The 22,314-nt window shown below is 62.7% G+C and carries 25 protein-coding genes and 3 pseudogenes; 21 read left to right on the top strand and 7 right to left on the bottom strand.

Annotated elements, in window-relative coordinates; all coding sequences use genetic code 11:
* The 18 genes and pseudogenes from ROA7023_RS18900 to arsJ form a co-directional block, all read left to right on the top strand.
* On the top strand, positions 1 to 775 hold a 775-nt coding region (locus ROA7023_RS18900), incomplete at its 5' end, for a DNA-methyltransferase (protein WP_143535646.1).
* A gap of 74 nt (positions 776 to 849) precedes the next feature.
* Positions 850 to 1,215: a preprotein translocase subunit YajC gene (locus tag ROA7023_RS24030; protein ID WP_159458588.1), complete on the top strand. Its 366-nt coding sequence runs from the start codon at positions 850 to 852 to the stop codon at positions 1,213 to 1,215.
* A gap of 54 nt (positions 1,216 to 1,269) precedes the next feature.
* Positions 1,270 to 1,317: pseudogene (locus ROA7023_RS25285) on the top strand (hypothetical protein); the annotation flags it as partial.
* A gap of 325 nt (positions 1,318 to 1,642) precedes the next feature.
* Entirely contained in the window at positions 1,643 to 2,005 is a 363-nt protein-coding gene (locus tag ROA7023_RS25290; RefSeq protein ID WP_234992344.1) for a hypothetical protein, read from the top strand.
* A complete protein-coding gene (locus tag ROA7023_RS18910) occupies positions 2,002 to 2,238 on the top strand; it encodes a DUF7220 family protein (RefSeq protein ID WP_085880576.1) in 237 nt (78 codons plus the stop codon). The genes ROA7023_RS25290 and ROA7023_RS18910 overlap by 4 nt, the downstream gene beginning before the upstream one ends.
* Positions 2,239 to 2,464: 226 nt before the next feature.
* Positions 2,465 to 4,231: a phage terminase large subunit family protein gene (locus tag ROA7023_RS18915; protein ID WP_085880577.1), complete on the top strand. Its 1,767-nt coding sequence runs from the start codon at positions 2,465 to 2,467 to the stop codon at positions 4,229 to 4,231.
* 2 nt (positions 4,232 to 4,233) lie between these two features.
* A complete protein-coding gene (locus ROA7023_RS18920; RefSeq protein WP_085880578.1) occupies positions 4,234 to 4,449 on the top strand; it encodes a phage head-tail joining protein in 216 nt (71 codons plus the stop codon).
* A 3-nt stretch (positions 4,450 to 4,452) separates the two neighbouring features.
* On the top strand, positions 4,453 to 5,664 hold the full coding sequence (locus ROA7023_RS18925) for a phage portal protein (protein ID WP_234992337.1): 1,212 nt from the start codon (positions 4,453 to 4,455) through the stop codon (positions 5,662 to 5,664).
* Positions 5,665 to 6,006: 342 nt separating this feature from the next.
* Complete coding sequence (locus tag ROA7023_RS24040) at positions 6,007 to 6,204, top strand: hypothetical protein (RefSeq protein ID WP_234992339.1); 198 nt, start codon at positions 6,007 to 6,009, stop codon at positions 6,202 to 6,204.
* On the top strand, positions 6,194 to 7,276 hold the full coding sequence (locus tag ROA7023_RS18930) for a head maturation protease, ClpP-related (protein WP_159458589.1): 1,083 nt from the start codon (positions 6,194 to 6,196) through the stop codon (positions 7,274 to 7,276). Before ROA7023_RS24040 ends, ROA7023_RS18930 begins: the two co-directional genes overlap by 11 nt.
* Positions 7,277 to 7,280: 4 nt before the next feature.
* Positions 7,281 to 7,646: a head decoration protein gene (locus tag ROA7023_RS18935; protein ID WP_085880580.1), complete on the top strand. Its 366-nt coding sequence runs from the start codon at positions 7,281 to 7,283 to the stop codon at positions 7,644 to 7,646.
* A 24-nt stretch (positions 7,647 to 7,670) separates the two neighbouring features.
* Positions 7,671 to 8,684 (top strand): major capsid protein, encoded by a 1,014-nt coding sequence (locus ROA7023_RS18940; RefSeq protein WP_085880581.1) that lies wholly within the window; start codon positions 7,671 to 7,673, stop codon positions 8,682 to 8,684.
* Positions 8,684 to 8,995, top strand: coding sequence for a head-tail joining protein (locus tag ROA7023_RS18945; protein WP_085880582.1), 312 nt, complete (start codon positions 8,684 to 8,686; stop codon positions 8,993 to 8,995). Before ROA7023_RS18940 ends, ROA7023_RS18945 begins: the two co-directional genes overlap by 1 nt.
* The gene (locus ROA7023_RS18950; protein WP_085880583.1) at positions 8,992 to 9,621 is read left to right on the top strand and encodes a DUF6441 family protein; all 630 of its coding nucleotides are present in this window, start codon (positions 8,992 to 8,994) and stop codon (positions 9,619 to 9,621) included. Before ROA7023_RS18945 ends, ROA7023_RS18950 begins: the two co-directional genes overlap by 4 nt.
* A gap of 95 nt (positions 9,622 to 9,716) precedes the next feature.
* A complete protein-coding gene (locus tag ROA7023_RS24550) occupies positions 9,717 to 10,154 on the top strand; it encodes a hypothetical protein (protein ID WP_159458590.1) in 438 nt (145 codons plus the stop codon).
* 63 nt (positions 10,155 to 10,217) lie between these two features.
* Positions 10,218 to 11,356, top strand: a protein-coding gene (locus tag ROA7023_RS18960; protein WP_143535649.1) for an IS3 family transposase whose coding sequence is annotated in 2 segments (ribosomal slippage) — positions 10,218 to 10,473 and positions 10,473 to 11,356 — 1,140 coding nt in all. Because the reading frame shifts where the segments join, the coding sequence is not laid out codon by codon here.
* A gap of 81 nt (positions 11,357 to 11,437) precedes the next feature.
* Positions 11,438 to 12,010 (top strand): annotated as a pseudogene (locus ROA7023_RS18965) (ArsJ-associated glyceraldehyde-3-phosphate dehydrogenase); the annotation flags it as partial.
* A gap of 8 nt (positions 12,011 to 12,018) precedes the next feature.
* Positions 12,019 to 13,278: an organoarsenical effux MFS transporter ArsJ gene (gene arsJ, locus ROA7023_RS18970; RefSeq protein WP_370739250.1), complete on the top strand. Its 1,260-nt coding sequence runs from the start codon at positions 12,019 to 12,021 to the stop codon at positions 13,276 to 13,278.
* Between the two features lie 95 nt (positions 13,279 to 13,373).
* Here the strand turns inward: arsJ and ROA7023_RS18975 are convergent, their stop codons facing one another.
* The 7 genes from ROA7023_RS18975 to ROA7023_RS19005 form a co-directional block, all read right to left on the bottom strand.
* Positions 13,374 to 13,952 (bottom strand): CIA30 family protein, encoded by a 579-nt coding sequence (locus ROA7023_RS18975; RefSeq protein ID WP_085880586.1) that lies wholly within the window; start codon positions 13,950 to 13,952, stop codon positions 13,374 to 13,376.
* A 58-nt stretch (positions 13,953 to 14,010) separates the two neighbouring features.
* Positions 14,011 to 14,484 (bottom strand): DUF427 domain-containing protein, encoded by a 474-nt coding sequence (locus tag ROA7023_RS18980; RefSeq protein ID WP_085880587.1) that lies wholly within the window; start codon positions 14,482 to 14,484, stop codon positions 14,011 to 14,013.
* Entirely contained in the window at positions 14,481 to 15,194 is a 714-nt protein-coding gene (ubiG, locus tag ROA7023_RS18985) for a bifunctional 2-polyprenyl-6-hydroxyphenol methylase/3-demethylubiquinol 3-O-methyltransferase UbiG (RefSeq protein WP_085880588.1), read from the bottom strand. The genes ROA7023_RS18980 and ubiG overlap by 4 nt, the downstream gene beginning before the upstream one ends.
* On the bottom strand, positions 15,184 to 15,999 hold the full coding sequence (locus tag ROA7023_RS18990; RefSeq protein WP_085880589.1) for a hypothetical protein: 816 nt from the start codon (positions 15,997 to 15,999) through the stop codon (positions 15,184 to 15,186). Before ROA7023_RS18990 ends, ubiG begins: the two co-directional genes overlap by 11 nt.
* 2 nt (positions 16,000 to 16,001) lie before the next feature.
* Entirely contained in the window at positions 16,002 to 16,931 is a 930-nt protein-coding gene (locus tag ROA7023_RS18995) for an NAD(P)/FAD-dependent oxidoreductase (RefSeq protein ID WP_085880590.1), read from the bottom strand.
* Positions 16,928 to 18,145: an FAD-binding domain-containing protein gene (locus tag ROA7023_RS19000; RefSeq protein ID WP_085880591.1), complete on the bottom strand. Its 1,218-nt coding sequence runs from the start codon at positions 18,143 to 18,145 to the stop codon at positions 16,928 to 16,930. Before ROA7023_RS19000 ends, ROA7023_RS18995 begins: the two co-directional genes overlap by 4 nt.
* 305 nt (positions 18,146 to 18,450) lie before the next feature.
* A complete protein-coding gene (locus tag ROA7023_RS19005) occupies positions 18,451 to 19,443 on the bottom strand; it encodes an IS5 family transposase (RefSeq protein WP_085880592.1) in 993 nt (330 codons plus the stop codon).
* Between the two features lie 155 nt (positions 19,444 to 19,598).
* Here ROA7023_RS19005 and ROA7023_RS25295 point away from each other — a divergent pair.
* From ROA7023_RS25295 to ROA7023_RS19020, 3 genes and pseudogenes are all read left to right on the top strand, one after another.
* A pseudogene (locus ROA7023_RS25295) lies at positions 19,599 to 19,804 on the top strand (hypothetical protein); the annotation flags it as partial.
* 52 nt (positions 19,805 to 19,856) lie between these two features.
* Complete coding sequence (locus tag ROA7023_RS19015) at positions 19,857 to 20,894, top strand: LacI family DNA-binding transcriptional regulator (RefSeq protein ID WP_085880593.1); 1,038 nt, start codon at positions 19,857 to 19,859, stop codon at positions 20,892 to 20,894.
* Positions 20,895 to 20,983: 89 nt separating this feature from the next.
* On the top strand, positions 20,984 to 22,282 hold the full coding sequence (locus ROA7023_RS19020; RefSeq protein WP_085880594.1) for an ABC transporter substrate-binding protein: 1,299 nt from the start codon (positions 20,984 to 20,986) through the stop codon (positions 22,280 to 22,282).
* Positions 22,283 to 22,314 lie beyond the last annotated feature (32 nt).

The following is a 22,314-nucleotide window of genomic DNA, read 5'->3' on the forward strand; positions in this document are numbered from 1 at the left end:
CCTGATGAACGGCGAGCGCGCCATCCTGTTCGCGACCGACCCTCCGTATCTGGTGGATTACGACGGCTCGAACCATCCGACGCGGAACAAGGACTGGTCGGCGTCTTACGGCACAACGTGGGACGACTCTTCGCAGGGGGCAGAACTTTACGACGGGTTCATCGCCGCGGCGGTCGCCGAAGCCATCGCTGAAAATGCTGCGTGGTATTGCTGGCACGCCTCGCGACGCCAGGCGATGCTCGAGGCCTGCTGGGAAAAGGTCGGGGCGTTCGTCCATCAGCAGATCATCTGGGTGAAGGACCGCGGGGTTCTCACCCGGTCGCATTACCTCTGGAAACATGAGCCCTGCTTCATGGGCTGGCGCCGCCCGAACCGCCCGCCGAAGGTGGCCGAGGATATGCTGCCCTCAACATGGGCGCTGCCCAGCTTTGCCAAGGACGAGCGGCCCGACCATCCGACGCCGAAACCGCTCGACGCCTTCGGCATCCCGATGCGCCAGCATGTGGCGCGGGGTGGGCTTTGCTACGAGCCGTTCTGTGGTTCGGGTTCGCAGATCATGGCGGGCGAGGCCAACGGGCGACGCGTCTTCGCAATGGAAATCAGCCCGGCCTACATCGACGTCGCCGTCGAGCGCTGGCAGGCCGACACTGGCCGCGACGCGATCCTCGAGGGCGATGGCCGGACCTTTGCGCAGGTGAATGCCACGCGGTTGGGCGACGATGCCGACCGCGACCGAGAGGGACAATACGGCCTGACGGCGTGCATAGCCTACTAGTACAAGACCTCTTGACCCAAGAGAGCATTTAGTGGACGATGCAAAGTTCTATTGACCGATGCGGGAGAAGTGAGTTGTTGAACAATATCGGAATTATGCCTTTCCTGCTTCTGGGGACAATTCTCCTTGTCATTTACTTTCTCCAGATATTGCCTGCCCAAAAAAGAGCGAAAAAGAACTCAACCTCGACAATGTATGAAATCTATCCTTCCTTTTGGACTGGTTGGGGTGTTCTATTGATTGGTGGCGGCGGATACCTGCTGTTTGCGACAAGCGATCCACAGGTGGGTTACGAACTACTTCGCGCTGGCGGGCCGCAAGAAGCAATCAGGTTGATGGCACTTCTTAAAAACGTCAGTTATGGCCTTCTTGGGTTTGGCTTACTTCTTTTTGGACTCGGTTTGGCTAAGTCAATGTTCACGCTGAGAACAAGAGAGTGACTGGCGCTTCTCAGAGTCCCCGATAAATCAGAAGTTGCCAGCGGACTGGTCAACATGGGCTACCGCCTTGCGGCAGGCCTCTTTACGGCGGCGGAAGTCGGTGCGCCCCACAAACGCGAACGGCTGTTCATCCTCGCCATCCGCGAGGGTGACGAGTTGGCCGACCCCGCGCGCCTGCTCCGGGATCCGCTCGAGTGGCGGAAACCGGACCGAGATGTTGCGGCTATGGCCGACGCCGCGCGCCAGCGCCAACGAGAACCGGCAGACAAAACCGACGCCTTCGCAGGAAGCGGGCAAACACGGCATGAACCTGGCAACGAGCGCCGCGATGTGGCCAACGCCGCAGACCGACAGCTTCCGGAGCCGGGGTGGAGACCGAAAGCACGAGAAGGGTCTGGACGGCATGGCGCGGGATTGGCCGACGCCGATGGCCAACGACGGCTGCAAGCCGAGTGCTGGGAACCGCAAGACAGCGGATCTGACCCATGCCAGCCGCATGTGGATGACGCCGACGGCGCGCGATCACAAGGATGGGGCGACGACATTGGCGAACACGCCGGTGAACGGCCTGCTTGGCCGCCAGGTCCTGGTGACGCAGGTGGCTGGGACCGATACCTCAGAGCAGCGCCGGACCTTGAACCCAGCATTCGTCGAGGCGCTGATGGGCTGGCCCACCGGGTGGACCGGCTTCGCCTCTGTGGCAACGGAGTGGTCCCGCTGGTTGCGGCGCATGCGCTGCGAACTCTGGCAGCTGAACTGCTGGCCGTTGGATAACGGGGCGCCAGCATGAAGCAATCGCGCGCCATGTCTCTGGTTGAAGCGGTGGCCAATGTCGTCGTGGGCTATGGGGTAGCGGTTGTCACCCAGATCCTGATCTTCCCGATTTTCGGATTGCACACGACGCTGGCACAGAACCTGAAGATGGGCGCCGTGTTCACCGTGGCCAGCATTGGCCGGTCCTATCTCTTGCGGCGGCTGTTCGAGGCGATCCGGTTTGCCGCGGACAAGGGACGCCAGCGCTAGGCCGAGCATTGCTGGGCGGTTTCGAAGTTGTCGCTACTCCATTCAGATCCTATGGTTTCTCCAAGTTGGAGACGGTGGCTTGTTCTTTTGTCGCCTATGGATTTGGGATCGAGATTGAAGTGCTGAATAACCAAGGCGAACGAAATACAGACCCAGACTTGCTTCCGGACGGCCTTGAGGCTTTACGACGCGAGCTTGGCCTCGCAGATGTAATGCGGTTGAGATCATGGACGCGCTGTCGCCTAGCTCGGCCGTCCAGCGCATCGTGTTCATGAAGGCAGCGCAGGTTGGTGCTACCGAGGCCGGGAACAACTGGATCGGCTTTGCCATCCACCATGCGCCGGGCCCGATGCTCGCGGTGCAGCCGACCGTGGAACTGGCGAAACGCAATTCGCGCCAGCGGATCGACCCGCTGATCGAGGAAAGCCCGGAGTTGCGGGAGCGGGTCAAACCGGCGCGGTCGCGTGACGCAGGCAACACGATGCTGTCCAAGGAATTCGCGGGCGGCATCCTGATCATGACCGGGGCGAACTCGGCGGTTGGGCTGCGCTCGACACCGGCACGCTACATTTTTCTGGATGAAGTGGATGCGTATCCCGCCTCGGCCGACGAGGAGGGCGACCCGGTCAGTTTGGCCGAAGCCCGGACGCTGACCTTCGCGCACCGGCGCAAGGTTTTCCTGGTCTCCACCCCGACGATCCGGGGGCTGAGCCGGATCGAGCGGGAATACGAGGCCAGCGACCAACGCCGGTTCTTCGTGCCGTGCCCGCATTGCAGCCAGTTCCAGTGGCTCAAGTTCGAGCGGCTGCGCTGGGAGAAGGGGCGGCCTGAGGCGGCAGCATACCATTGCGAGGGCTGCGAGCGGCCCATCGCAGAACATCACAAGACGGCACTGCTGGAAGCGGGCGAATGGCGGGCAACCGCTGTTGCTGCCGATCCCGGCACCGTCGGCTATCACCTCTCGGCGCTTTATTCGCCGATCGGCTGGCTCAGTTGGGAGCGGATCGTGCGGGCATGGGAAGCGGCACAGGGCTCGGATGAGGCGATCCGGGCGTTCAAAAACACCATTCTTGGCGAGACATGGGTTGAGAGCGGCGAAGCGCCCGATTGGTCGCGGCTTTATGATCGCCGCGAGGCGTGGAAGCCGGGCATCGTTCCTGCGGGCGGATTGTTCCTGACCGCCGGGGCCGACGTTCAGAAGGACCGGATTGAGGTCGACGTCTGGGCCTGGGGCCGGGGCGGGACAAGCTGGCTGGTGGATCATATCGTCATCGATGGCGGTCCCGATCATCAGGGTGCCTGGTCGGAACTAACAAAGCTTCTGGACCGGACATGGGCACATGAAAACGGCGCGCATCTGCGGCTGGCAAAGCTCGCCATCGACACCGGCTATGAGGCTCCGGCCGTTTATGCCTGGTCGCGGCGGCAGGGGGTTGCGCAAGTTTCGCCCGTGAAAGGCGTCGAAGGGTTCAATCGTTCCAGCCCGGTGTCAGGCCCAACCTATGTCGATGTGACCGACGCGGGCAAACGCCTGCGCCGGGGCGCAAGGCTCTGGACCGTGGCGGTGTCCACATTCAAGGCGGAAACCTATCGCCATCTCGGCCTGCCGCGCCCGACGAAAGAGGAACTGGCCGAGGGCGTGCAATGTCCGCCCGGCACCGTGCATCTGCCCGACTGGGTGGAAAGCGAATGGCTGAAGCAGCTTGTGGCCGAGGAACTGGTCACCGTGCGCACCAAGCGCGGCTTTGCCCGGCTTGAATGGCAGAAACTGCGCGAACGCAACGAGGCGCTGGATTGCCGGGTCTACGCCCGCGCCGCCGCCTGGATCGTCGGCGCGGATCGGTGGTCCGAAGCGCGCTGGGTGGATCTCGAGGCGCAAGTGGCAGGGGACAGTAATGGTGACGCGGGCCAAGACAAGGCTGCCGCCGGAGCCATCCGGGCGGTGCGCAGTCCCGCGCGGCGCAGAACTGTGGCTTCGAGTTACATGAGGTAGACATGCCCACAATCGCCGAGTTGAAGACCCGTCGCGAGGCACTGGCAGCGTCGCGTTCCTCCGGCGTGGCGCGGGTGAGCTATGACGGCAAGACGGTGGACTATCGCAGCCTGGCGGAGATCGACCGGGCCATCGAGGTGCTGGATCGCGAGATCGCGACAGCTGAAGGGCGCAAGATCATCCGGCAGGTGCGCGTGATCACCACCAAGGGGCTGTAAAGCATGAGCTGGCTTGATGCCTTTCGCCGCCGGGAAATCGGCGGCCCTGTCGCTGTGCGTGCCAGGCTCGAAGGGGCGATGTCGCAGCGCCGGTTGCGCGGCTGGAACCCGCCGCTGGAAAACATCAACTCGCTGGTTGCCTCGGGCGGTCCGCGTTTGCTGGCGCGGTCGCGCGAACTGGTGGTCACCAACGGCTATGCGGCGAACGCCTGCGAGGCTTTTGCGTCGAATTTGGTGGGCGACGGCATCAAGCCATCATCGCTGATCGAGGATCCGGCGCTGCGCGAGCAGGTGCAGCGGCTCTGGCTGGCCTGGACCGATGAGGCGGATGCGGACGGACTGACCGATTTCTACGGCTTGCAGGCCATGGTGGCGCGCGAGATGTTCGTCGCGGGAGAGTGTTTCGTCCGGCTGCGCCCGCGCCGGGCTGAGGATGGTCTGCTGGTGCCGCTGCAGATGCAGCTGTTGCAATCGGAGATGCTGCCCTTCGAGAAAACCGAGGCCACTGCCAACGGCAATCGCATCCGCTGTGGCATCGAATTCGATGCCATCGGCCGCCGCGTGGCGTATCACTTCCGCCGCCGACATCCAGGCGACAGCACCGATCAGGGCATGGTCACGTCCGAGACGGTCCGTGTTTCGGCCCAGGACGTGCTGCACATCTACCGGCCCATCGATGCGGGCCAGATCAGGGGCTTGCCGCACGTCGCACCCGCCATGGTGCGGCTGTTTCTGCTCGACCAGTATGACGACGCGGAGCTTGACCGGAAGAAGACGGCGGCGATGTTCGCAGGCTTCATCACCAAGACGGCTCCGGAAGAGCAGTTGATGGGCGAGATCGAGGCGACCGACGACAGCGGTGCAACCGTCAGCCTGGAACCGGGCACTCTGCAGGTGTTGTTGCCTGGTGAGGATGTGAAGTTCTCCAGCCCCGCCGATGTCGGCGGCGGCTATGAGGCGTTCCAGTACCGCACGCTGCTGTCGGTCTCGGCATCGCTGGGGCTTCCCTATCACTTGGTCACCGGCGATGTGCGGCAGGCCAACTATTCCAGCCTGCGCGCAAAACTGGTCGAGTTCCGCCGCCGCGTCGAGCAATTCGAACCGGGGCTGATTGTTTACGCACGTGTAGACTATATCCGAACGCCGGTCAGTTCGCCTAAGGCAATGCGAAACGCATTGACTGACCCGGCACCGCTTCTGCCCCAGTACTCGTGATCTGGTCTTTTCAGCATTTTTTTAAAACCGTGTCGCTCAACTTTTTCGATGCCACCACAATCAGCTACAAAAACACGCGAAAAATACCATTCACTTGACCTGGGATTCAAACCACCAACTTTGCTGCCTCGAAAGTGAATTGTTCTTTGGATCTTCAATGCGGCGCAATCGTAGTCAGGGTGTTGGTTAATGTCACGAAACAAATCAGCCACGGGCTCTGGCATTGTCGCCAAGGCATTTTCAAAGTTTGTTTTCATGAGAGTGAAGTCTCCTTTTGCGCATGAGTGCCAGAGCATCTTATCGCATCCATCAAAATAATTGCACGATTCGCAGAAGGACGCGATGGCCAACCTGCTGTCGATCCGGTCCGGCGCCATGACGCTGTCCGAGGTGATCGCCCGGCAGGGCCGCAACCCCGACGCGGTGCTGGCCGAGATCGCCGCCACAAATGCCAAGCTCGATGCACTCGGGCTGGTGCTCGACAGTGATCCGCGCCCAAGCCCAAACCCAAGCGGAGGGCGCGGAGGTGGTGATCTATGACGAAATCGGGGCCTATGGCGTCTCGGCAAGGGGGTTTCCGGCGGAACTGGGCGCGTTGCCGGCTGCCACGCCTCTGGCCTTGCGTCTGAACAGCCCGGGCGGGTCGGTCTTCGATGCCGTTGCGATCTACAACGCCATCAAACGCCATTCCGGCACGGTCACGGTCTGGATCGACGGCATCGCGGCTTCGGCTGCGTCCTACATTGCCATGGCGGGCGACGAGGTCGTCATGCCGGAAAACGCCTTCCTTATGATCCACGATCCTGCTGGCATGGTCATGGGCTCCGCAACCGACATGCGGGCGATGGCCGAGGCGCTGGACAAGATCAAGGGCAGCCTGCTGCAGGGATATGCCGCCAAATCTGGTCGGCTACCGGAAGAAATCGCCCCGCTGATGGCGGCTGAAACCTGGCTTGATGCCAAGGACGCGTTGGACCTTGGCTTTGCCGACCGGATTGCAGAGCCGGTCCGGATCGCAGCGCGGTTCGATGTGGCACGGTTCCGGAATGCGCCGCCCGCACTCGTTGAATCTTCGGCAGACGCACAGGGCGCTGCGGCGATGGAGCAGGAGGGTGAAGCAACCACTGCCGAGATTGCGGTCGTGGTGTCCTACGAAGGCCCCGGAGACGGTATCGAGGCCACTGCTGGCTCTGATGCTGGCGGTGGCGCACCAGCGGTTCCCGGTCCGTCCTCTGACCCGGGCGTGGAAACTCTTGGTGCTGCCGAGACTTTTGACGCTGACACCGTCCTGCCTAAGGACGCCGCGCCAGCGCCCGAAGCCGATTGCATCGTTGTCGCTGCCAACGGTGCAGACTTTGCCGCCAGCGTCCGTGCCACAGCGTTGACCCATGCCCGCGCCGTCGTCGACCTCTGCCGTCTGGCCGGTCAGCCGCAGATGGCGGGTCGGTTCCTTGAGCGCGACACCGGCCTCGACGACGTCCGCGCGGCCCTGCTGGCCACTCGCGCCGAAGCGGAACCCGACATTTCCGCTGCCCATCCGCAACCCGGCCGCCCGTCTGGCGCGCGCCCCTGGGGCGATGTCATCGCCCGCACCTTCCGTCTGAAAGGATAAATCCATGCCCACGCTTACTGAAACCCCGCACGCGGGCGGCTTCCTCGTTTGGGAAGCGCTCCGCGACTATTGCCGCAGCACCGTCATCCTTGCCTCTGGCAACCTCCAGCCCGGCACCATTCTGGGCAAGATCACCGCCTCGGACAAATACGCGGCCCACGATCCTGCCGCCTCGAACGGCACCCAGACGGCGGCGGCCATCCTGTGGGACAGCGTCGATGCCAGCGGCGGCGACAAGAACGCCGTCGTGCTGATCCGCGGCCCCGCCATCGTTAACCAGTACGAGATCACGATCCCCGGTACGCCCACCGCGCCGCAGATCGCCGCTGCTCACGCTGCCCTGCTGACGCTCGGCATTCTTGTCCGCTAACCCCCCAAAATCAGGAGGCACCCCATGGCCACCATGGACATCTTCGAAGGCGATGCCTTCTCGATCATCGAACTCACCCGTGCGCTGGAGAACATCCCCTACAAGCCCGCCACCCTTTCCGGGTCGGGTCTGTTCGGTCCACGCGGCGTCCGCTCGCGCACCGTGGTGATCGAGAGCCGCGACGGCACGCTGTCGCTGATCCCGTTCTCCGAACGCGGCTCGGTCTATGACCAGCAGACGCCCGAACGCCGCGATGTGCGGGCCTTCGTCTGCCGCCAGTTCAAGAAGCAGGACGTCATCTGGGCCTCGGAAATCCAGCAGGTGCGCGACTTCGGTTCCGAAAGCGCCACCCAGCAGGTGCAGGCGGAAGTCGCCCGCAAGCTCGGCCGCCTGCGCAACGACGCCGAGACGACCTTTGAATACCACCTCTTCAACGGCATCCAAGGGCTGGTAAAGGACCCGCGTGATGGGGCCACGGTGATCAACTACTTCACCGAGTTCGGCATCGCCCCTGCAACCGAGGTGGACTTTGACCTCGACAACGCCACTCCCGCCTCGGGCGCGCTGCGCAAACGCTGCCAGGCGCTGATCGAAAGCGTCGAGGATGTGATGGGCGGGCTTGCCACCGGTGCGATTGCGCTGCGCGCCGAATGCGGCTCGGCCTTCTTTGCCGATCTGGTGGCGCACAAGGAGGTGCGCGAGACCTACCTGAACACAGCTGCCGCCGCTGATCTGCGCTCGCGAATTGCCGACGAGGTCAGCTTCGGCGGCATCACCTTCCGCCGCTACCGGGGCGGCGCGGGCTTCGGCGTGGCGACCGACAAGGCAGTGTTTTATCCCGAGGCGGTCGACGGGCTCTTTGAGATCTACCACGCCCCCGCCGATACGTTCGAGACGGTGAACACGCTGGGCCAGCCGCTCTACGCGCGGATGATCCCCGACCGGGACCGGGATGAATGGGTGCGGCTCGAGATTGAAAGCAACCCGCTGCCGATCTGCACCCGCCCGCAGGTGCTGCGTTCGGCGCGGCGGACGTGATGAGCGCCTTTGCTGCTGCCGTCGGCGCGCTTTTCGCCGATGGCAACATCGGGCGCGATGCGGTCCATATCGCCGACGGCGGCGCGCCCGTTCTGGTGCGCCTCATTGCCCGACGCGCCGATGACATAACCGAGTTCGGCGATGCCCGGCTCTGGACGGAAACCACGCGCGTCGACATACGTGTGGCCGAAGTGCCGAACCCGCGCCCCGGCGACAGGATCGAGATCGATGGCGAGGCTTTCCTCATTCAGGGCGAGCCGGTCCGCGACCGCGAGCGGCTGGTCTGGACTGTGGACCTGAGGCCCGCGTGAAACTGCGGCTCGACATAGACCCCGACATCGTCGCCATGATGGCGGCCGAGGTTGCGGCGGGGGAGCGTGCGGTGACGGCCGCGATGCGCGAGGCAGGGACCGGCCTGAAATCCGCCTGGCGGACGCAGATCACCGGCGCGGGGCTGGGCACCCGGCTTGCCAACTCGATCCGCCTCGCCAGCTTCCCGAAGTCGGGCGAAAGCCTGAACGCAGCGGCGCTGGTCTGGTCGAATGCGCCGGTGATCGTCGGCGCGCATGACACCGGCCCCCTGATCCGCTCGAAGAACGGCTTCTGGCTGACAATCCCGACGGCAGCGGCGGGGAAGTCCACGCGCGGCGGCCGCATCACGCCCGGCGAATGGGAACGCCGCACCGGTTTGCGTCTTCGCTTCATCTACCGTCGTCGCGGGCCGAGTCTGCTGGTCGCTGACGGGCGGCTGAACACCAAGGGCCGCGCGGTAGCATCAAAGTCGAAAACCGGCCGGGGCGTCGTGACCGCGCCGATCTTCCTGCTGGTGCCGCAGGTCAAACTGCCGAAGCGGCTGGATCTGGCGCGGGATGCCGAGCGGGCGGTGGACGGTGTGCCGGCGCTGATCGTGGCGAACTGGGTGAACGAAAGATACTGAGATCAAAGGGGCTTACGTTTAAGTTTCACTCTGGTACTGACAATTCCTGTGATCAACCTCCTCATCTCCATGAGGCAAAATCGGAAGTGCCTTAAATGAGCCTTGCTGTTGTCGAAAACGCGATTAGCAACCTCGCGAACTACATGAGGCTCTACGTCGAGGCTCATATGCGGTTCGCAAGCCTTTTCGACGTGGATCGCGAGGAAGCGATTCATAACATGGAGCGCGCATTCGAGGCAAAACTGGAGGCGTTCCACACCCTCTATGACGTCTCAAAAGATCACTTTCCATATTTCGATCACGGCGACACGTCTACGCTCATCGCGTTGCGGAATGCCATACACCATCGAGATCATCCTCTATTCCAAGGTCTCCTGTCTGACTTGTGGCTACGTGGCGATCCAAACCAATGGAACGGCGCGACGTATTTACTTCTTAGGCTCAAGTTTCAAGTGCAACACCCAGCGCCCGCAGGGCATAGGATGTTGCGATGGACAGACGAAGCAAGCACAGAGGTGGTTCCGGAAATCTGAACAGCCGGGTTGAGTGGATTTTCCGCGCAACAGCAGCATGATGCTGCGAGCGAGGAGAAGACCATGGCAAGACGACCACGCCGGAACCACAGCCCGGCATTCAAGGCGAAAGTGGCGGTGGCCGCGATCAAGGGCGAGAAGACGCTGATCGAGCTGGCGCAGGATTTCGACGTCCACCCGAACCAGATCAAGCAGTGGCGTGATCAGCTACTCGAGGGGGCGACCGGGGTTTTTGGGGAAGCCTCGAAGGCTGAGCCGGAACCGGTGATCGACGTGAAGACCCTGCATGCCAAGATCGGAGAGCTGACGCTGGAGAACGATTTTTTGTCAGGCGCGCTCGGCAAGGCGGGTCTGCTGCCGAGCGCAAAAAGATGATCGACCGCACAGCGAAGCTCAGTGTCGGCCGTCAGGCCAAGGTGCTGGGGATCAGCCGGGGCAGCGTCTACTACCAGCCGCGCCCGGTCCGGGCTGGCGATCTGAAGCTGATGCACCGGATCGACAAACTGCACATGGAATTTCCCTTCGCGGGCAGCCGGATGCTGCAGGGCCTGCTGGTTCAGGAAGGCTTCAAGGTCGGGCGGCTGCACGTTGCCACGCTGATGAAGCGGATGGGGATCGAGGCGCTGTATCGAAAGTCGAACACCTCGAAACCGGCGCCAGGGCACAAGATCTACCCCTATCTGCTCCGGAAGCTGCCGATCACCCGGCCCAATCAGGTCTGGGCGATGGACATCACCTACATCCCAATGGCGCGCGGCTTCATTTACCTGGCCGCCGTTCTGGACTGGTTCACCCGCCGGGTGCTGTCTTGGCGCGTGTCGATCACGCTGGAAGCAGACTTCTGCATTGAGGCCCTCGAGGAGGCGCTGGCTCGGCACGTCCAGCCTGAGATATTCAATACGGATCAGGGCAGCCAGTTCACCTCGGCTGACTTCATCAAGGTGCTGGCGAGCCGCGAAATCAAGATCAGCATGGACGGCAAGGGAGCCTGGCGCGACAACGTCTTCGTGGAGCGCCTCTGGCGGACCATCAAATACGAGGAGGTCTACCTGCGGGCCTATGCCAGCGTCTCCGAGGCTCGCGCCTCGATCCGGAACTACCTCGGCTTCTACAACAGCCGGCGGCCCCACTCATCGCTTGACGGGAGAACCCCCGATCAGGCCTACTTCAACCCGCCGACGCCCGAAGCGGCAGCGGCGTAACCAAGGCGGAAATCCACTTAGAAAACGCCCGGAACCTGTTCAAACAAACCGAGCCACCTCTACCTGTATGATGGCACGCAAACGCTGATCACAGCGGCGTCCTGTACGACGAACTGCCTTGCCCCGGTGGTGAAGGTGATCCACCAAAGCCTTGGCATCCGCCACGGTTCAATCACCACAATCCATGATGTCACGAACACCCAGACCATCGTGGACCGCCCGGCAAAAGACATGCGCCGGGCGCGATCCGCCCTGATGAACCTGATCCCGACGACAACAGGCAGCGCCACAGCAATCACGCTGATCTACCCCGAACTCAAGGGCAGGTTGAACGGCCATGCAGTGCGCGTGCCGCTCTTGAACGCCTCGCTGACCGACTGCGTGTTTGAGGTAGAGCGGGCGACGACGGTGGAAGAGGTGAACGCCCTGTTTGCTGCCGCCGCAGCAGGGCCGCTGAACGGCATCCTCGGGTATGAGACGCGCCAGTTGGTGTCGTGCGATTTTACCAATGACCCGCGGTCGGCAATGGTCGATGGACCATGCACGATGGTCATCAACGGCACACAAGTGAAGATCTACGCCTGGTATGACAACGAATGGGGCTATTCCTGCCGTCTGGCCGATGTCGTGCGGATGGTTGCGGGTTCGTTGTGACCCAGAGTGTGACCTTGGCGAACCCGCCGCCCAATCCCTTGCGCGCCTATGCAGCTGTCACGGCGGCCTACTGGGCCTTCATGCTGTCGGACGGAGCTTTGCGGATGCTGGTGCTGCTGCACTTCAACGCGCTTGGCTTCACGCCGGTGCAACTGGCCTGGCTGTTCGTGCTGTATGAGGTGGCGGGGATCGTAACGAACCTTGCCGCCGGGTGGCTGGCAGCGCGATTTGGTCTGGCCGCGACGCTTTACGGCGGGCTGGCGTTGCAGATCGGGGCGCTCGTTGCCCTAGCCCAGCTTGATCCGTCCTGGGGTGTCGCGGCGTCGGTTGCTTTCGTCATGGCGGTGCAGGGCGTCTCCGGCGTGGCCAAGGATCTGGCCAAGATGTCCTCGAAGTCGGCCGTGAAGTTGCTGGCGCCCAAGGAGGACGGAGGTCTCTTTCGTTGGGTGGCGCTTCTGACCGGATCGAAGAACGCGGTTAAGGGGCTGGGGTTCTTTCTTGGCGCGGCGCTGCTGGCGCTTGCAGGCTTCCAGGCGGCGGTCTGGGGCATGGCAGCAGTGCTGGTCGTGATTTTGCTGGCTGTCGTTCTGTTCCTGCCTGCGGGTCTGCCGGGACGGATGAAGTCGGACGAAGCCTGGGGCGGCTGGCGGTCAAAGGATGCTCGGGTTAACCGTCTCAGCCTTGCCCGGATGTTCCTGTTTGGCGCGCGCGATGTGTGGTTCGTCGTTGGCGTTCCCGTCTACTTCCAATCGGTTCTGTCGGATGGCACGGCCGAGGGCCGACGCGAAGCCTTCTTCCTGATCGGCAGCTTCCTTGCGCTCTGGATCATCGCATATGGTGCCGTGCAGGGGTTCGCCCCCCGCCTTTTGGGATCGAAGAACCAGTCCGAAGCCCAAACTACCCGAAAGGCTATTTTCTGGGCCGGACTTTTGGTGCCCATCCCCTTCCTGCTGGCTGGTGCAGCATGGGCGGCAGAGGGTCCGGCGCCATGGCTTACTGCCACGCTGATCGGGGGCCTTCTGCTCTTCGGCTTCGTCTTTGCAATCAATTCATCGGTCCATTCCTACCTGATCCTCGCCTTCGGATCAGCTGAGCGGATTACGCGGGACGTGGGCTTCTACTACATGGCCAATGCCGCAGGCCGCTTGATCGGCACGCTGCTGTCCGGCCTGAGCTACCAGATCGGCGGGCTGCCGCTGTGCCTTGCAACCGCAGGCGTCATTGCACTGGCCAGCTGGCTTGCCGCTCGACGGCTCAGGCCCGTCTGAGCAGAAACAACGCCGACCTGACACGCGTGGTGGCCGAGCGCCGTCTTCAGCCAGAGGCGGGGTAGGGTGGGAAGAAGGTGCCGGGCTTTCGTGGTTCAGTAGAACCCCACTTCGCGTACGTCGATCCGTGCGTCATGGTCGCGGCCGTAGGCAACGACGGCAACAGAACTCAGGCTGCCCGGCTTGGGTACACTGCGCAGCAACGCGCCCGAGGCGGTGAACGCAACGAGCGGCAGACGCACTTCGGTCCAGCTTTCCGAAACCTCGAACCCTGCCTGATAGTATTGCCACGGCAACAGCGTGCCCCCAGTCCGCAGGTGTACGAAATAGCGCTGGTCGTTGCCGCGCACCATCAACCGCACGCCGGTTGTGTCTTCGGGTGGCGGGCCGACAAGATCAAGCTGCATCTGGATGAATCCGCCCCGGTTGGCGGTGCTGACCCTGCCGGTCATGCGCGCAAAATTCAGACCGTCTTCCTGCGCAAATGTGACACCGCCAGTGGACACGCCCCCCATCACCTGATCGGTGAAGAACCGCCAACGGGTTTCCGGCTGCATGGTGAAATCCTCGATGAATGTGGGCCCGGCTGCAGCGGCGTCAGCCATTGCAGGCGGCATGGCACCACCAAGCAAGACAGCTGCAAGAGAAAGGACGATCAGACTGCGCGGAACCATTTTCTTCCCCAAACTTTTCCATGCGGCAGCGCAGGCAACACCCCGCCCGTGCTGCAATCTACCAATGCTGAGTTCCCGGCGCACCCTTGATCTGGCCGTCCAGATTGGGTGTGACCCAGCCGCCGTAAAAGCTGCCCGGTTGCGGAATGACGCGCAGATCGCCGACCCAGACCTCCTCCATCAGCCCGGCATAAAACGCCACATAGCCTGCAAGGGCGGCAAAGCGGGCGGTCGGGCTGTCATAGGACCACGCAGCGCGGGCGGCCGTCCTGCCTCCGGCGATCACATCGAAATAGCGCGCGACGCCTTTCCACTCGCAGTAGCTGCTGCCTTGCACCGGGCGCAGGGTGGCGTGGATATCTTCGGGTGGCAGGTAATAGCTGGGAGCATGATGGGTTTCCAACACCCGCAAGGCGCGGGCGGTTTCCGAGACCAGCGCCCCACCCAGCCGGATCATGATCCGCTGCGGCACGGGTTCCAGCGCGGGAGGGCGGGGGTAGGATTGCACGTTTTCGCGCGGCAGATCGGTCATAACACAGCCCCAGCCAAGGGTTTGCGCGCGATCCCCATATAGAGGATGGGCGTCAGTGGCAGCGGCCCGAAAATCAGATCGAACCGGCGGTTGATCCCGCGCGGGCCAAGGCCGGTCACAGCGCCCGGCACCAACCCGGCACCTTCTATCGCGGCGCGCAATTCGCGCGGCTTGATGAACATGGCCGGGTCATGCGTGCCGCGCGGCAACAGGCGCAGCACATCTTCGGCGATGGTGATGGTGGCAAGCCGGGCCAACGGGTTGCGGTTGATGGTGTCGAACAGGAACACCCCGCCGGGGCGCAGGGTGCGGGCGACTTCGGTCAAGACCTTATTCAGGTCGGCGACATGTTCCAGCACATCGACGCAGACAACAGCGTCAAAACTGTTGTCATCGTAGGGCAGAGCCTCTCCCACGCCCACATCATAGCCGATGCGCAAACCTGTCGTGCGGGCATGGGCGCGGGCGGCGTCGATGGCATCGGCCGCCGGGTCGATCCCGGTGACGTGTGCGCCGCGCGCCGCCAATGCCTCGGCCATGAACCCCCCGGCACAGCCAAGGTCCAGCACCGCTTTGCCCTGCCAGTCGATCTGTCGGTCGAACCATTTCAACCGCCCCGGTACCAGGTTTTTCAGCGTGCGCACCCAGCGGATATCGTCAGACCACCAGCGATCCGCCACCTTGTCATAGATCGTCAGGTCATTGCGCATCGGGGTGGTCCTTGGGCAGGCGGGGCAGGGCATAGGGCACTTCGTCGCGATACTGATCAAACCGTGCACCGTAGCGGGCGGCAAAGCGGCGTTCCTTCAGGCGCGGGGCCAGCAGGCAATAGGCGGTGAACGCGATTGCCAGCACCAGCTGGTCTGGCGTCCAGACTGGAGGCGTCCACAGCGTCAGCGCAAAGGCCACATAGATCGGCTGGCGGATCAGGCGGAACAGCCCCCGGGTCGGCATGTCGGGAAACACCGGGGGGATGCGGGCCAGCAGCGACATCCAGCCAAGCGCGCCCGACTGCACCTCGGCCCCGGCATCAAAGCTGGCTTTCAGCAAAATTAGCCAACTGGTGGCATAGGCGGCTGTCATGGCCCAGAAGGCTGCGGCTTCGGCCCGCCACCAGACAATGCCTGATGGTGTCCACAGCGCGAACAGCGCCAGCAATTGGGCGGATGCGATGATGGCATAGGTGGTGGTTGCCAGCGTTTGCCCATGCGGGCCGGGGACAAGGCGTGCCAGCAACCGCCCGCCGCGCGTAGTCAGAAACAGCGAATGCGCCAGCGGAAACTGCACAATCAGCGCGGCATTGGCCAGCGTGGCCCAAGGCCAAGGCACACTGCCAAGGCTTTCGCTCAGGCCAAAGAACATCGCCACGATCATCGCCAGCACGCCTGCGGCAAACAGCGCATGGCACAGCGCACCAAAGGCCAGCACAAGGGTGATGCGCGCAGCACCTGCAGGCGGGCGGAGGACGGCGCGGATCAAGGTGATCAGCCTTGCGATGCGGGGGTCATGCCACATCATCAGCCCCGCGCCAGCAAGTCGGCAGCAATGGCGGTGCCGCTGTCCCAAGCGGCTTCAACGCGTGGGCCAAGGCACCAGTCGCCGCCCAGATAGAGGCTGGCATCATCACTGCGCAAGAACGGCTGGCTCAGCGGTTGGGTCACCCTTGCATAGCGCCAGCGGTGCGTGGTGGCGTGGGTGACTTGGCCAAGGGATACGCCCAGTCTGTCGCATAGCAGGGGCAGCATGCGGGCGGTCAGGGTGGTGGGATCATCCTCCAGGTGCGCCAGACTGAACGTCTCTCCCGCCTGTGCCACCCAAAGCGTCTGCCCTTGCGGGCGGCCCGGCTTGGTACTGTCTTGGGCGATCCATGACAGCGGGTCATCCGCATCCTTGCGGGTGATGAAAGGGGCGGGGGCGGTAACAGCCGCCATGAGCGTCAGGCACGGGGCGATCCGCACCGCATCAAGGGCCGCCACAAGCGGATGATCGGCACCCAGCAAGCCTGACACTTGCGGGGCGGGCACAGTGACCACAACGCGCGCGGCGCGCAGGGTGGTCTCAGCCAGATGCAGCCGCCAGCCATCTGCCTCTGGTTCCAAGCGGGCCACCTGCGTATTCAGGCGAATGTCCAGCCCCACCCCAAGCGCCTTGGGTATGGCCGACATTCCCGGCACGCCAACGCTGTGATGCCGCCCGGTGCCATTGCCCCACTTGGCCAAGCTGCCTGCCGTTTGCAGCGCCGCTAGCACGGCAGCAAGGCCCGGCCCATGCGAATTCACATATTGCGCGCCGTGGTCGAACTGCACATCTACCGCCCGCCGCGTGGCCACGCGCCCGCCGATACCGCGCCCCTTGTCCAGTACCACAGGGGCCATTCCTGCATCGGCCAGCCTGCGCGCACAGGCCAGCCCCGACATCCCTGCGCCGATGATGACCACGGGCGTCATGCGGGGAACACCTGGTTCAGAATCCGCGGGATGTTCTGCTTTACCTTAAAGAACCCAGCCGTGGCATGGGGCCAGATGGCCGCGTCCCACTCGCGCCGCCATTCGCAAAAGGTGATGCCTGCGCGGGCAAGCGACGGGGCTGCGTCATCCATAAAGTCCCGCAAGGGGCCGGTGGTGATGTAGGGCGTGGCGATTTGCGTGGCACCGCTGGCGGCGGCCCATTTGGCCAGCGCTGTGGGGTCGGCTGCGTGCAGGGTGACGGGGGCTGCGCCGATCCGCAAGGCGGCATCGGTCAAGGCACCCGCCTCGAACGCATGGACAAGGTCCGACACAGGTAAGGGTGATCGCAAGTGGCTGGTGGTCAGCGTGTCCGTGGTCCGGATATCAATGGCGGACAGGTCGAAATCCTCCACCCGGCAATCCTCATCGGTGATCAGCAGGGCCGTGGGCTTGCCGGGCTGTGGGGTCGTGACGGCACGCAAGGGCAGCAGGGATGGCAGGCCGTCAGGCTCGGTCGCCTCAAGGCCCTGTGTGACCTCTGCCAGATCGGACGGGCGCGGGGTAAAGCGCCCAGCGGTGAAGGCGGCGATGTTCTGGGCATCGGCCGGATAGGGTTTGCCGCGCGTGTGCAGCCCGGCCACCCAACGCCAGCCCAGCGTGTTCGACGCGGCATCGCCGTCCAGCAGGTGCCGGTAAAAGAAATCCGCCCCCAGCCGCCATGGCAGGCCAAGGGTAAAAATCCAGATCGACGCAAACCATATCCGCGCGTGGTTGTGCAGATAGCCGATCTCCACCAGTTCGGTGGCCCAGGCGTCAAAACACTCCAGCCCTGTCTGTCCGCTTATCGCGCGCTCCACATCACGGCGCAGGCGGCGGTCACGATCAAGGGCGGCAAGGTCGGCGTCCAGCCCGCGCAGGTAGCTGGCCCAGACCTGCGGGCGGCGTTCCAGCCAGCCTTTTAAATAGCCGCGCCAGATCACCTCTTGCACGAATTTCTCGGCGTCCTCGGGGCCGTGGGCTGCAAGGGCTGCCGCTACGGCGTCGGCCTCCAGCACCAGCCTGCGCCGGATGTAGGGCGACAGGACCGACACCGCCGTATGGCGGCCCGCCCCCTGATCGGTATTGCGACCGTTCGCGTAGCGTCGGCCCATACGGGGCGCAAAGGCCGCCAGTTGTTTCTCACCCTCGGCGCGGGTCGCGATCCATTCTGTCATGGCGTTCCAACAATTGCTGCTCGGGACGCGAATTGGCGTTCAGGCACTGAATTTCAACGCGGCACGATGTCCAGATCACGATGAGGAACGATCATCGGGCGCAAGTCTGATCCGCCCCATATTCAGGCCAATAATTGTGGCCACGGGCCTGTCTGGATCGATAGGAAAGTCTGATCAACAGCTTCTGCTTCGCCGGGATTGCCGCGTGAGCGTTGCGGTGTTGTCTTGTGCAGGCAAAGAGCGCCGCTTTCGCGGTTTTGCAGCCACTTTTGCGGCGGCGCGGTCGGTTTCGGGCAGACTCGTCTTCATGCCACCAGCTTTCTTCGGACCATGAACAGGTTGCCAAGCGCGAACAAGGTGAAGAGTTGCGCGCGGTTCTTGGCGAGGCCGCGATAGCGGGTCCCCACATGGCCGAATTGTCGCTTGATCACCCGGAACGGGTGCTCGACCTTGGCCCGCACTTTCGCGATGAGGCGGTTGATCCGGTCATCGAGAGGATGCAATTCGCCGCCAACCGGGGCCTTCCTCATGACCCCCCAGAACTTGCCCGGGCCTGCGAACTCCGCCGCCCGTTCAGCGTTTACATATCCCTTGTCGGCCCAGACCGAAGTCTCATCGCCGTGCAGCAGCCCGTCCCAGACCTGACTGTCGTGGACCCTGGCGGTGGTGGTCTCCAGACTGTGCACAAGGCCATTACGGGAATCGACGCCCACATGCGCTTTCATTCCAAAATACCAGTCGTTGCCCTTCTTGATCGACGACATCTCGGGATCGCGGGTCTTCTCCTTGTTTTTGGTCGACGATGGCGCGTCGATGATCTTGCGCAGGCTCACTCGAACCGATGGCGTTCGCCTGCTCACATCCACCAGCGTGCCCGAGCGCAGCGTGATGCCCTTGTCGGCCAGATGCGCGTTCACATCCGCAAAGATCGCCTCGGTCAGCCCCTTTTGTTCGAGCAGGTGCCGGAAGTTGAGGATCGTGGTCTCATCGGGGATGCGGTCGTCACCGAGTTCGATCCCGGCGAACCGCCGCATTGCCTCGCTGTCATAAAGGGTCTCTTCCGCCATCGGGTCGCTCAGCGCATACCAATTCTGCAGAAAATACACCCGCAGCATGGTCTCCAGCGGCATCGCCGGCCGACCGCCCTTCCGCCCGGTCTTGGGATAGTGCGGTTCGATCAGCCCGAGCAAACGACCCCACGGAACGACCACGTTCATCTCTGACAGAAACAGTTCCCGACGCGTCTGCTTCTTCTTCATCGCATCGCGAAGACCGGGAAAAGCGGGCTGCTTTGGCATCGCAAGAGCTCCCTGGACGAGATGGCCAAGTCTACCAGATCACGCCGAAAGTGGCAGGTTTTTCAGACGTTCCTCAAGAAGATCGAGCGCTGCACACGCTGCATCCAACTCCAGTTCGCGTTTTGACCGCGCCTGCGGCGACTTGGCCAGGAATTGAGATAACACCGCTCTCGGGGAAGACGCCGCCGGCCTTGCGCGCCGCACTGACCGAATGGCCGCTCGTCTCTGCCCAGATGGCCGAAGCTTTGACCGGCACAAGCCGCGCGGCCGTCCAGCGCAATCTGGGGTGGATGGAGGCCCGCGGCCTTGTCCGTGAGGTGACTGGAAAGGGCGGTGTCGGATGTGGCTCGCGACGCCCTGAACACCTTCGATACGTATTGACAAATTACTTATACGTATAGATAGATAGTTAAATGACCCAATCTGGAAGAAAAACCCAAGCTGATGTCGCGCTCCTGGCGGGCGTTTCTCAGGCTACTGTCTCCACTGTTTTAAATGGTGGGGCCACTTCAGTGGCCCCGGATACTGCCGCTCGCATCAATGCTGCGATCGCCGAGTTGGGGTATCGCCCAAATCGATTTGCGCAGGCCTTGCGGACCCAGAGAACGATGACCCTTGCGTGTGTCGTGCCGGACCTGACCAACCCGTTCTATCCGTCCCTTTTCATCGGGGTCCAGGAGACTGCCGGGACCGCTGGCTACGACGTTGTCGCAGTCAATACCAATGGTGACAAAGCTCGCGAGCAGGCCCTTGTCCAAGCGGCAACGCAAGGTCTCTACGATGGTGTCGTCGGGGTGTTTTTCGCGCTTGGGGCGCGGGATTTCACAGACATGGTTGGCGCAGGCGTGCCGCTGGTTCGGATCGAGGCGTCGCGCAAACTCGGCGGACCTCTCGCCATCGACGACCTCTATGTCGATAATTTCACGGCCGCGCGCGGCTCGGTCGAGGCACTGATCGCTGCCGGCCACCGAAAGATCGCGATGATCGCGGGTAGTGGCGGGCCGGAAAAGGTGCGGGTTCAAGGATACTGTTCCGCCCTGAAAGCTGCCGGGCTCTTCCCGTCACTCTGGGAGGACGAGAATTTTTCTAACGAGGGCGGGAGGCGTGCAGCAAAGCGATTGCTGGATGCCGAAACCGGGATTACCGCGATCGTTGCGGCCAATGATCTTATGGCGATCGGTGCGATGCAGGTGCTGACCGCGGCGGGCCTATGTGTTCCGGACGATGTCTCGGTCGTTGGTTTTGACGATATTCTTGCGGCCGGACTGGTGACGCCGGGTTTGTGCACTGTGTCGCTAGATCAAGAGGGGCTGGGTCGTCGTGCAGCGCAGATGCTGCTGGATCGCGTAACCGGCAAATTCGTCGGACCGGCCCGGGTAGAGGAGCGGCCGTTTTATGTTCGAAACAGAGGGTCGTGTGGGGCGGCTCGCTCCGATGCCCAACCGATTTGAAGATTGGCACCGGCCCCGGCAGGAGGTGATCACTACGATGACAGGCGCGTTAACTTGACGGCCTGATATGCAACCAAGGGAGGAACGACATGAAATTTCTATTCACAACTGCACTTGTTGCAATGGGGCTTTCTGGTGGCGCCATGGCTCAGGAGAATGTGGATTTCTGGTACGAGACAGCAAATCCAGATCAGCAGCGCTGGATCCAGGAGTTGTTGATCGACGGGTTTCAGACAGCCAATCCCGGCTTTGGCCTTACCGTCGACTATCGCGGAAACGAACTCGACAAGCAACTTCGGATTGCGATGCTTTCAGGTAGTGGCCCGGATGTCGTATTCACGCCGGGGCCGTCCTATGTGGCGCCAATGGCCCAGAACGGACAGTTGCTCTCGCTCGAACCTTATGCCGAGCAGTTTGGCTGGAACGAGTCCATCTTGCCGGTGTTCCTTGAAATGGGCCGCTATGACGGCACGCTCTACGCACTGCCCAAGACCTATGAGACGATCGGCCTTTACTACAACAAGACCCTGTTCGCAGAGAATGGGTGGGAGGTTCCTACCACGCTTGCCGAACTAGAGGTGCTGGCCGACACAATGATGGAAGCAGGCATCCAGCCCTTCTCTGCCGGCAATTCGGACTGGCGTGGTGCCAACGAATGGTTCGTGTCGATTGCCCTGAACTCTGTCGCTGGGCCGGAAAATGTCTACGCCGCCCTCACCGGACAGATCCCATGGACGTCCGAACCCTTCGTCGAGGCGATCAACACCCTGAACGGATGGTGGGAAAAGGGCTATTTTGGCGAAAACTACTTTTCCATCGATAGTGGCGAACAGCCGATGGACCTCCTCGCAACCGGGCAAGCCGGCATGATGCCTTCGGGCACATGGCAATTCCAGAACGTCCCGACCTACTTCAATCAGGCTGGAACCGAACCGGGGTTCGTGGGCTTTCCCAGCGCCGATGGCGCGCCCGTCTTTGCGCTCGGCGTAGGCTCGACTTTATCGATTGCGGCGACGTCCGATGTGCCGGACGGAGCAGCGGCTGTGATCGGCCACATCTTCACCCCGGATTTCTACAGCGCAATGGGGTCACAATGGCAAGGAGAGTGGAACATGCCGCTGTCCGATCTGTCCGACGTCATGATGGCGGACACAGTGTTGCCGCTCTATACTGAAGCGATGGCCAATCTTGCGCAATCGGTCGGCGAAGGCAGCTATGGCTATACGACGTGGACGTTTCTGCCTCCGGCGACGAACAGCTACCTCATCAACGGTATCGAGGAAGTCTGGCTCGATCAGATCACAACAGAGCAGTATCTGGCCGAGATCGACGCTAATTTCCAAACGGAAATGGGCGAAGGCAAGGTGCCGTCGATCCCGGCACGCTGATCCCGTAACAGGCTGATCCCGTAACAGCTTGA

The organism is Roseisalinus antarcticus (assembly GCF_900172355.1).
In the GTDB taxonomy this organism is placed as follows: Bacteria; Pseudomonadota; Alphaproteobacteria; order Rhodobacterales; family Rhodobacteraceae; genus Oceanicola; species Oceanicola antarcticus_A.